The organism is Streptococcus mitis (assembly GCF_002096815.1).
In the GTDB taxonomy this organism is placed as follows: Bacteria; Bacillota; Bacilli; order Lactobacillales; family Streptococcaceae; genus Streptococcus; species Streptococcus mitis_AD.
Window position 1 is genome coordinate 194,431 of record NZ_NCVJ01000018.1, and the last position, 10,466, is coordinate 204,896.

Consider the following 10,466-nt stretch of genomic DNA (forward strand, 5'->3'; position numbering starts at 1 on the left):
GAAAAGCAAGGTACAATCTTGTAAAAGTAGCTGAAATTTGATATAGTAGTCCTATGTAAAAGACAAAGGAGAATACAATGAATCCAAATTATACATTTTTAATTATGCTTGTAGCGATGTTGGGCTTGATGTTCTTTATGCAACGCTCTCAAAAGAAACAAGCACAAAAACGTATGGAAAGCTTAAATAAACTACAAAAAGGCTATGAAGTGATTACAATCGGTGGGCTTTACGGGACAGTCGATGAAGTAGATACTGAGAAGAGAACGATTGTTCTTGATGTAGATGGAGTTTACTTGACTTTTGAACTAGCTGCTATCAAGACAGTATTACCGCTGAAAGAAACAGCTTCACTCGAAGGTGCAATTGAAAAATAAGACGGGATTATTAACTCCCGTTTTTCTGTAAAAGAAAGGAAATGGGATGAAAAAACTAGTCTTTGTCTGTTTGGGAAATATTTGTCGCAGCCCTATGGCCGAGTTTGTTATGAAATCAATGACAGATAATTATGAAATCCAAAGTCGAGCGACTTCCTCTTGGGAACATGGTAATCCGATTCATAAGGGAACTCAAGGGATTTTTCAACAGTATCAGATTCCTTATGATAAAGGCAAGACATCGCTTCAGATTAGTAAGGAAGATTTTGAAGCCTTTGATTATATTATCGGTATGGATGCTTCAAATGTTTCTGACTTACGTCAGATGTGTCCAGCAGACTGTAAAGATAAGATTTACTCATTCGCATCTGAAAGTGTTCCAGATCCTTGGTATACAGGAGATTTTGAGGAAACCTATCAGCATGTTCAAGAGGGTTGTCAAGCTTGGTTAGAACGTTTAGAAAAGGGGAGTGAAGATGGAAAATCTTAAGAATTTTTACGACAAGTATCGTGTCTGTCTGACTCGTCCACGTTTAGAGATTTTGGCAGTAGTTACGATTGTTTTTTGTGCTGTACTCGTCTTTTTTCTAAATATTCCCGGAAAAGGCGTTCTAAAGCTTGATAATGGAACGATTGTTTACGATGGCAGTCTTGTACGTGGTAAAATGAATGGCCAAGGTACCATTACTTTCCAAAATGGGGACCAGTATACTGGTGGTTTCAACAATGGAGCCTTCAACGGAAAAGGTACCTTTCAATCTAAAGAAGGCTGGACCTACGAAGGTGATTTTGTAAATGGTCAGGCTGAAGGAAAAGGGAAACTAACAACAGAACAAGAAGTCGTTTATGAAGGGACTTTTAAACAAGGCGTTTTTCAACAAAAATAAAGCCTCCTTATCAAAGGAGGTATTGTTATCATTTAAAAGTAAGCGCTTACTAGAAAATCTATCTCTTTCCAAGCTCCTCTTCCAATCAAGCTTGTGAAATAAAAAAATATTTGAAATTCATTTCACAAACTCTAAAGAAAAAACTTGATAAGTAAAGAAAATGAGAAAAAATTCACAAACAATAAAAAATTCTTTGTGAAATGTTTATGAAACTGTTTACAAAGTTGAAATAATGCGTTATAATAAACTTGTGAAAAAATTAACAAAGGATATCGATCCTTGAAAGCTATGGAGGAAAATATGGCTGATAAAAAAACTGTGACACCAGAAGAAAAGAAACTCGCTGCTGAAAAGCATGTCGATGGCTTGGTGCAAAAAGCTTTAGTTGCTCTTGAGGAAATGCGTAAACTCGACCAAGAACAGGTCGACTACATCGTAGCTAAAGCGTCAGTGGCAGCTTTGGATGCCCACGGAGAATTGGCTTTACATGCCTTTGAAGAAACAGGACGTGGTGTATTTGAAGATAAAGCAACTAAGAATTTGTTTGCTTGTGAACACGTAGTAAACAACATGCGCCACACTAAGACAGTTGGCGTTATCGAAGAAGACGATGTAACAGGTTTGACTCTTATTGCTGAACCAGTTGGTGTTGTCTGTGGTATCACTCCAACAACAAACCCAACATCAACAGCAATCTTCAAATCATTGATTTCATTGAAGACACGTAATCCAATCGTTTTTGCCTTCCACCCATCAGCTCAAGAATCATCAGCTCACGCAGCTCAAATCGTTCGTGATGCTGCGATTAAAGCAGGAGCTCCTGAAAACTGCGTACAGTGGATCACTGAACCATCTATGGAAGCAACTAGTGCCCTTATGAACCACGAAGGTGTTGCGACAATCCTTGCAACAGGTGGTAATGCCATGGTTAAAGCCGCATACTCATGTGGTAAACCAGCTCTTGGGGTAGGTGCCGGAAACGTTCCAGCTTATGTTGAAAAATCAGCAAACATCCGTCAAGCAGCACACGATATCGTTATGTCTAAATCATTTGATAATGGTATGGTCTGTGCATCTGAACAAGCGGTTATCATTGATAAAGAAATTTACGATGAATTTGTAGCAGAGTTCAAATCTTACCACACTTACTTTGTAAACAAAAAAGAAAAAGCTCTTCTTGAAGAATTCTGCTTCGGCGTGAAAGCAAACAGCAAAAACTGTGCTGGTGCGAAATTGAACGCTGACATCGTTGGTAAACCAGCAACTTGGATTGCAGAGCAAGCAGGATTTACAGTTCCAGAAGGAACAAACATTCTTGCTGCAGAATGTAAAGAAGTTGGTGAAAACGAGCCATTGACTCGTGAAAAATTGTCACCAGTTATCGCAGTTTTGAAATCTGAAAGCCGTGAAGATGGTATTTCCAAAGCTCGTCAAATGGTTGAATTTAACGGTCTTGGTCACTCAGCAGCTATCCACACAGCTGACGAAGAATTGACTAAAGAATTTGGTAAAGCTGTTAAAGCTATTCGTGTTATCTGTAACTCACCTTCTACTTTCGGTGGTATCGGGGACGTTTACAATGCCTTCTTGCCATCATTGACACTCGGATGTGGTTCTTACGGACGTAACTCAGTTGGGGATAACGTTAGTGCCATTAACCTTTTGAATATCAAAAAAGTCGGAAGACGGAGAAATAACATGCAATGGATGAAACTTCCTTCAAAAACATACTTTGAACGTGATTCAATTCAATACCTTCAAAAATGTCGTGACGTTGAACGTGTCATGATCGTTACTGACCATGCCATGGTCGAGCTTGGTTTCCTTGATCGTATCATCGAACAACTTGACCTTCGTCGCAATAAGGTTGTTTACCAAATCTTTGCTGATGTAGAACCAGATCCAGATATCACAACTGTAAACCGTGGTACTGAGATTATGCGTGCCTTCAAACCAGATACAATCATTGCTCTTGGTGGTGGATCTCCAATGGATGCTGCTAAAGTAATGTGGCTCTTCTACGAACAACCAGAAGTGGACTTCCGTGACCTTGTTCAAAAATTCATGGATATCCGTAAACGTGCCTTCAAGTTCCCATTGCTTGGTAAGAAGACTAAATTCATCGCGATCCCAACTACATCTGGTACAGGATCTGAGGTGACACCATTTGCCGTTATCTCTGATAAAGCAAACAACCGTAAATACCCAATTGCTGACTACTCATTGACACCAACTGTGGCAATCGTAGACCCTGCCTTGGTATTGACAGTTCCAGGATTTGTTGCTGCGGACACTGGTATGGACGTATTGACCCACGCGACTGAAGCTTACGTATCACAAATGGCTAGCGACTACACTGATGGTCTTGCACTTCAAGCTATCAAACTTGTATTCGAAAACCTTGAAAGCTCAGTTAAGAATGCAGACTTCCACTCACGTGAGAAAATGCATAATGCTTCAACAATCGCTGGTATGGCCTTTGCCAATGCCTTCCTAGGTATTTCTCACTCAATGGCCCATAAGATTGGTGCGCAATTCCACACAATCCACGGTCGTACAAATGCTATCTTGCTTCCATACGTCATCCGCTACAACGGTACACGTCCAGCTAAGACAGCAACATGGCCTAAGTACAACTACTACCGTGCAGATGAAAAATACCAAGATATCGCACGCATGCTTGGACTTCCAGCTTCTACTCCAGAAGAAGGGGTTGAATCTTACGCAAAAGCTGTCTACGAACTTGGTGAGCGCGTAGGTATCCAAATGAACTTCAAAGCACAAGGAATTGATGAAAAAGAATGGAAAGAACATTCTCGTGAATTGGCCTTCCTTGCTTATGAAGACCAATGTTCACCTGCAAACCCACGTCTTCCAATGGTTGACCATATGCAAGAAATCATCGAAGATTCTTACTATGGATACAAAGAAAGACCAGGACGCCGTAAATAATTGTTATCAGCCTAGAGGCAGGAATTTCCTGTCTCTTTTCTTGTAGAATTGGAAGATTGAAAATAATTTTTAGCTTTTCTATTTTCACTTTTCATCTGAAAAGGGAAGTGGGAAATGACTAGGTAGACAAAGAAAGACAGCAGTATAGGCTTTAAAAGGAGAAAGAAAAATAAGTGGGGTATAGACAAAAAACAACGCCCGTACTTGCAATTCAACTCAAATAGTTATATAATAGGTTTGTTGAAAGGTGATTTGTAGTGATTCAAGTTACTCTTTTCACAATAAAAATTTCATGATTTTCATAAGGAGGAAATCACTAATGGTAGTTAAAGTTGGTATTAACGGTTTCGGACGTATCGGTCGTCTTGCTTTCCGTCGTATCCAAAACGTAGAAGGTGTTGAAGTTACACGCATCAACGACCTTACAGATCCAGTTATGCTTGCACACTTGTTGAAATACGACACAACTCAAGGTCGTTTCGACGGTACTGTTGAAGTTAAAGAAGGTGGATTCGAAGTTAACGGTAAATTCGTTAAAGTTTCTGCTGAACGTGATCCAGAACAAATCGACTGGGCTACTGACGGTGTAGAAATCGTTCTTGAAGCTACTGGTTTCTTTGCTAAGAAAGAAGCAGCTGAAAAACACCTTAAAGGTGGAGCTAAAAAAGTTGTTATCACTGCTCCTGGTGGAAACGACGTTAAAACAGTTGTATTCAACACTAACCACGACGTTCTTGACGGTACTGAAACAGTTATCTCAGGTGCTTCATGTACTACAAACTGCTTGGCTCCAATGGCTAAAGCTCTTCAAGACAACTTTGGTGTTGTTGAAGGATTGATGACTACTATCCACGCTTACACTGGTGACCAAATGATCCTTGACGGACCACACCGTGGTGGTGACCTTCGCCGTGCTCGCGCTGGTGCTGCAAACATCGTTCCTAACTCAACTGGTGCTGCAAAAGCTATCGGTCTTGTAATCCCAGAATTGAACGGTAAACTTGACGGATCTGCACAACGCGTTCCAACTCCAACTGGATCAGTTACTGAATTGGTAGCTGTTCTTGAAAAGAACGTTACTGTTGATGAAGTGAACGCAGCTATGAAAGCAGCTTCAAACGAATCATACGGTTACACAGAAGATCCAATCGTATCTTCAGATATCGTAGGTATGTCTTACGGTTCATTGTTTGACGCAACTCAAACTAAAGTTCTTGACGTTGACGGTAAACAATTGGTTAAAGTTGTATCATGGTACGACAACGAAATGTCATACACTGCACAACTTGTTCGTACTCTTGAATACTTCGCAAAAATCGCTAAATAATTCATGAGTCGATAAAAAGCAAGGCCTCTTGGTCTTGCTTTTCTTATATGGAAAAATGGATGACACAATCATCCATTCTTTTTTAATTCTTTTTCAAAAGTATCTGAAAAGGCATTGAAGCTTAATCTCTCTAATGTAAGTGGATGGGTAAAGGAAAGTCGAAAGGCATGAAGCATAAGCCGACTTGATTTTGCTTTGCTATTATAGAGAGGGTCACCTAGGATCGGGAAGTTATGATGCGAAAGGTGCACACGAATCTGATGGGTTCGCCCTGTCTTTAGTTTGCAACGAACCAAGGAAGTTTTGTTTGGGAACTGCTTTAATCTGCTTACATGTGTTTCAGCATATTGCCCATTTTTTGTATCAACTATTCGCTTTCTGCGATCATGGCGATCACGTCCAATTTTGTCTTTGAAAACAAGTTCTTTGCTGTTGATATGTCCGTCGACCTGTGCCCAATATTCCCTAGAAATCTCTTTTTTCTCCAGTAAGCGATTGAGAATAGGCAGGATAAAAGGATTTTTGGCAAAGAGAACCAAACCACTAGTTTCCATGTCTAGGCGATGAACAACATAGCAGGTTTGGCCAACATAGGCACTGACATGGTTAAGAAGGGCGATTTCGTTTGGCTGATTACCATGCGTTTTCATCCCCTCTGGTTTGTTGACAATAATCAAGTGTTGATCTTGATAAACCTCTTGAACGAGGTCAGGATTGCCCCAAGGGATTTCTTTTTCGGGATAATCTTCCTTGTCAAAAGTTAACTGGCAAACATCTCCAGGATTTACGATTTCGTTCCAGTGGACTTCTTCTTGATTTATCAAAATATGTTTCTTGATTCTCAAAAAATGACGGATTTTTCTAGGGATGAGGAGTTGTTCCTCGAGTAATTGCTTTACCGTCATTTGAGGTAGAGAGTCTGGTAATATAAATGTGAATTTCATACAGATATTGTAACAAAAAAAGCCCTATTTGGATAGGAAATAGCTAAATTCTTGTCTTCCTATGATGAAGATGATAAAATAAACGCATGAAATTAGATAAATTATTTGAGAAATTTCTTTCTCTTTTTAAAAAAGAAACAAGTGAACTAGAGGACTCTGATTCTACTAGCTTACGTCGCTCTCGTAGTGATCGAAAAAAATTAGCCCAAGTAGGTCCAATTCGAAAATTCTGGCGTCGTTATCATCTAACAAAGATTGTCCTTATACTAGGTTTGAGTGCAGGCTTGCTAGTTGGAACCTATTTGTTTGCGGTAGCCAAGTCAACTAATGTTAACGATTTGCAAAACGCCTTGAAAACTCGGACTCTCATTTTTGACCGTGAAGAAAAGGAGGCTGGTGCCTTGTCTGGTCAAAAAGGAACTTATGTTGAATTGACTGATATCAGTAAAAATTTGCAGAATGCCGTTATTGCGACAGAAGACCGTTCTTTTTATAAAAATGACGGGATTAACTATGGTCGTTTCTTCTTGGCGATTATCACTGCTGGTCGTTCAGGTGGTGGTTCTACTATTACCCAACAGCTGGCTAAAAATGCCTATCTGTCGCAGGATCAAACTGTTGAGAGAAAAGCAAAAGAATTTTTCCTTGCCTTAGAATTAACAAAAAAATATAGTAAGGATCAGATCTTAACCATGTACCTTAACAATGCCTATTTTGGAAATGGTGTGTGGGGTGTAGAAGATGCGAGTAAGAAATACTTTGGAGTTTCTGCATCAGAAGTGAGTCTGGATCAAGCTGCGACTCTGGCAGGGATGCTCAAAGGACCGGAACTGTATAATCCTTTGAATTCTATAGAGGATTCTACTAATCGTCGCGATACTGTTTTGCAAAATATGCTTGCAGCGGGTTATATTGATAAAAATCAAGAAACCGAAGCTGCAGGAGTTGATATGACTTCGCAATTGCAAGATAAGTATGAAGGAAAAATTTCAGATTACCGTTACCCCTCTTATTTTGACGCGGTGGTTAATGAAGCTGTTTCTAAGTATAATCTAACAGAGGAAGAAATTGTAAATAATGGCTACCGTATTTACACAGAGCTGGACCAGAACTACCAAGCAAATATGCAGGTGGTCTATGAAAACACCTCACTATTTCCGAGGGCAGAAGATGGAACATTTGCTCAATCAGGAAGTGTAGCTCTCGAACCGAAAACAGGGGGAGTTCGTGGGGTTGTCGGTCAAGTTGCTGACAATGATAAAACTGCATTCCGTAATTTCAACTATGCAACCCAATCAAAACGTAGCCCTGGTTCTACAATTAAGCCATTAGTTGTTTATACGCCGGCGGTTGAGGCAGGTTGGGCTTTGAACAAGCAGTTGGATAACCATACTATGCAGTATGACAGCTATAAGGTAGATAACTATGCAGGGATCAAAACGAGTCGAGAAGTTCCTATGTATCAAGCCTTGGCAGAATCGCTTAATCTACCTGCTGTTGCTACTGTTAATGATTTGGGTATTGATAAGGCTTTTGAAGCAGGAGAAAAATTTGGACTCAACATGGAAAAGGTCGACCGTGTTCTTGGGGTCGCCTTGGGAAGCGGTGTCGAAACCAACCCTCTGCAAATGGCTCAAGCATATGCTGCCTTTGCCAATGAAGGTTTAATGCCTGAAGCTCACTTTATTAGTAGAATTGAAAACGCTAGTGGACAGGTTATTGCAAGCCATAAAAAATCACAAAAACGAGTGATTGATAAATCTGTAGCTGATAAGATGACCAGTATGATGTTAGGGACATTCACAAACGGAACCGGTATTAGTTCGTCTCCTGCAGATTATGTTATGGCAGGGAAAACTGGAACAACTGAAGCAGTTTTCAATCCGGAGTACACAAGCGACCAGTGGGTAATTGGCTATACTCCTGATGTAGTGATTAGTCACTGGCTTGGTTTCCCGACCACTGATGAAAATCACTACCTAGCAGGTTCTACATCAAACGGTGCAGCCCAGGTCTTTAGGAATATTGCAAATACCATTTTACCTTATACACCAGGAAGTACCTTTACAGTTGAAAATGCCTATAAGCAAAATGGAATTGCACCAGCTAATACAAGTAATCGGGTAGAGAGCAATGAAACTAATCAGAAGGATGATACTCTATCTGATATTAGAAGTCGTGCTCAAAATCTAGTAGATGAGGCTAGTCGTGCTATATCGGATGCGAAGATTAAGGAAAAGGCTCAAACGATATGGGATTCGGTAGTCAATCTATTTCGCTAAGATGCTTGTCAAAGCCTAGCTTTCTTGTTATAATAGATAAGATGGAGGCGTTATGGCATTAAAAAAAGCAAGCCTAGCTTGTGCGGTTTGTGGTTCTAGAAACTATTCAATCAAGATCAGCGGAAACCCCAAGCCTACACGACTAGAAGTAAATAAATTTTGTAAGCATTGTGGCAAGTACACTACACACAGAGAAACGAGATAGGAGAGAGCGATGCGTTTTATCGGAGATATTTTTAGACTTCTTAAAGACACAACATGGCCAACTCGCAAGGAAAGCTGGAGAGATTTTCGTTCTATCATGGAATACACTGCTTTCTTTGTTGTGATTATTTATATTTTTGACAAGTTGATTGTTTCAGGATTGATTCGATTTATTAACATTTTTTAGAAGACTAGTGGTATTAACCACACTAAAAGTTTTCTATTTATGAAAGGAAGTATCATGGATAGTTTTGATAAAGGATGGTTTGTCTTACAAACCTATTCTGGTTATGAAAATAAGGTAAAAGAAAATCTATTACAACGTGCGCAAACATATAATATGTTGGATAATATTCTACGTGTTGAAATTCCAACACAAACAGTGCAAGTTGAAAAAAATGGAAAGAGAAAAGAAGTAGAAGAAAATCGCTTTCCAGGTTATGTTCTTGTAGAAATGGTGATGACAGATGAAGCTTGGTTTGTTGTCCGAAATACACCAAACGTTACAGGATTCGTCGGATCTCACGGGAACAGATCAAAACCAACACCATTATTGGAACAAGAAATTCGTGATATCTTGGTTTCTATGGGACAAACTGTACAAGAGCTTGATATTGATGTTGAAGTCGGTCAAACTGTACGCATTATTGATGGAGCTTTTGCAGATTATACTGGTAAGATTACAGAGATTGATAACAATAAAGTGAAGATGATTATCTCTATGTTTGGTAATGACACAGTTGCAGAAGTAAACCTAAACCAAATTGCAGAATTATAACCCCAAGAGAGGCTTGTCCTCTCTTTTTTGTGCAGTTGAGGCGGTAAAGGGTGCAGAATGGATGAAATGACCCCAATTAGCTTCTTGATTTGATAGACTGTACACAGAAAGGGGAAGCTTATGTTTAAAAAATTGTATAAAGAAGTCCAGGGAATTGTATATAAGTGTAGAAATGAATATTATCTTCATTTGTGGGAGTTATCGGATTGGGACCAAGAGGGAATGATTTGCTTACATGAATTGATCAGTAGAGAAGAAGAACTGGTAGAAGATATTCCACGCTTACGTAAATACTTCAAAACTAAATTCCGAAATCGGATTTTAGATTATATCCGTAAACAAGAAAGTCAGAAGCGTAGATATGATAAAGAACCTTATGAAGAAGTGGGTGAAATTAGTCATCGTATAGGAGAGGGAGGACTCTGGCTAGATGATTATTATCTCTTTCATGAAACACTAAAAAATTATAGAAACAAACAAAGCAAAGAGAAACAAGAAGAGTTAGAACGCGTCTTAAGAAATGAACGCTTCCGAGGGCGTCAAAGAGTATTAAGAGACTTACGTATTGTGTTTAAGGAGTTTGATATCCGTACTCGGTAAGAAGCTATGCAAAAAAAAAGAAAAAAATAGAAAAAAGGTGTTGACAAAGTTAGAAAAGTCGGTATAATAGTAAGAGTTGAAAATAGCAACTCTGGTCCGTTGGTCAAGGGGTTAA

Annotated in this window: 11 protein-coding genes; 10 read left to right on the forward strand and 1 reads right to left on the reverse strand. The window is 39.4% G+C overall.

All coding sequences use genetic code 11. From position 1 onward, the window contains the following. Positions 1-77: 77 nt before the first annotated feature. From yajC to gap, 5 genes are all read left to right on the forward strand, one after another. Entirely contained in the window at positions 78-377 is a 300-nt protein-coding gene (yajC, locus tag B7696_RS04040; RefSeq protein WP_001069289.1) for a preprotein translocase subunit YajC, read from the forward strand. A 46-nt stretch (positions 378-423) separates the two neighbouring features. Then, the gene (locus tag B7696_RS04045) at positions 424-867 is read left to right on the forward strand and encodes a low molecular weight protein-tyrosine-phosphatase (protein WP_084862306.1); all 444 of its coding nucleotides are present in this window, start codon (positions 424-426) and stop codon (positions 865-867) included. Beyond that, the gene (locus B7696_RS04050) at positions 854-1,264 is read left to right on the forward strand and encodes an MORN repeat-containing protein (protein ID WP_084862308.1); all 411 of its coding nucleotides are present in this window, start codon (positions 854-856) and stop codon (positions 1,262-1,264) included. The genes B7696_RS04045 and B7696_RS04050 overlap by 14 nt, the downstream gene beginning before the upstream one ends. 300 nt (positions 1,265-1,564) lie before the next feature. After that, positions 1,565-4,216 (forward strand): bifunctional acetaldehyde-CoA/alcohol dehydrogenase, encoded by a 2,652-nt coding sequence (adhE, locus tag B7696_RS04055; protein ID WP_064275840.1) that lies wholly within the window; start codon positions 1,565-1,567, stop codon positions 4,214-4,216. A 319-nt stretch (positions 4,217-4,535) separates the two neighbouring features. Beyond that, positions 4,536-5,543 carry a type I glyceraldehyde-3-phosphate dehydrogenase gene (gap, locus tag B7696_RS04060; RefSeq protein WP_000260685.1) on the forward strand — a complete coding sequence of 336 codons (1,008 nt, stop codon included), beginning with the start codon at positions 4,536-4,538 and terminating at the stop codon, positions 5,541-5,543. 68 nt (positions 5,544-5,611) lie between these two features. Here the strand turns inward: gap and B7696_RS04065 are convergent, their stop codons facing one another. Then, entirely contained in the window at positions 5,612-6,487 is an 876-nt protein-coding gene (locus B7696_RS04065; protein ID WP_084862310.1) for an RluA family pseudouridine synthase, read from the reverse strand. 86 nt (positions 6,488-6,573) lie between these two features. Here B7696_RS04065 and pbp2a point away from each other — a divergent pair, with 86 nt between their 5' ends. The 5 genes from pbp2a to B7696_RS04090 all read left to right on the forward strand — a co-directional run bounded on the left by pbp2a (position 6,574) and on the right by B7696_RS04090 (position 10,351). Next, positions 6,574-8,769: a penicillin-binding protein PBP2A gene (gene pbp2a, locus B7696_RS04070; protein WP_084862312.1), complete on the forward strand. Its 2,196-nt coding sequence runs from the start codon at positions 6,574-6,576 to the stop codon at positions 8,767-8,769. 52 nt (positions 8,770-8,821) lie between these two features. After that, positions 8,822-8,974: a 50S ribosomal protein L33 gene (gene rpmG / locus B7696_RS04075; RefSeq protein ID WP_001809375.1), complete on the forward strand. Its 153-nt coding sequence runs from the start codon at positions 8,822-8,824 to the stop codon at positions 8,972-8,974. 9 nt (positions 8,975-8,983) lie between these two features. Next, a complete protein-coding gene (gene secE, locus B7696_RS04080) occupies positions 8,984-9,160 on the forward strand; it encodes a preprotein translocase subunit SecE (protein WP_001210990.1) in 177 nt (58 codons plus the stop codon). Positions 9,161-9,214: 54 nt separating this feature from the next. Beyond that, positions 9,215-9,751, forward strand: coding sequence for a transcription termination/antitermination protein NusG (gene nusG, locus B7696_RS04085; protein ID WP_084862314.1), 537 nt, complete (start codon positions 9,215-9,217; stop codon positions 9,749-9,751). 120 nt (positions 9,752-9,871) lie between these two features. Continuing rightward, positions 9,872-10,351 (forward strand): sigma-70 RNA polymerase sigma factor region 4 domain-containing protein, encoded by a 480-nt coding sequence (locus B7696_RS04090; protein WP_084862316.1) that lies wholly within the window; start codon positions 9,872-9,874, stop codon positions 10,349-10,351. The last annotated feature ends 115 nt before the right edge of the window (positions 10,352-10,466 follow it).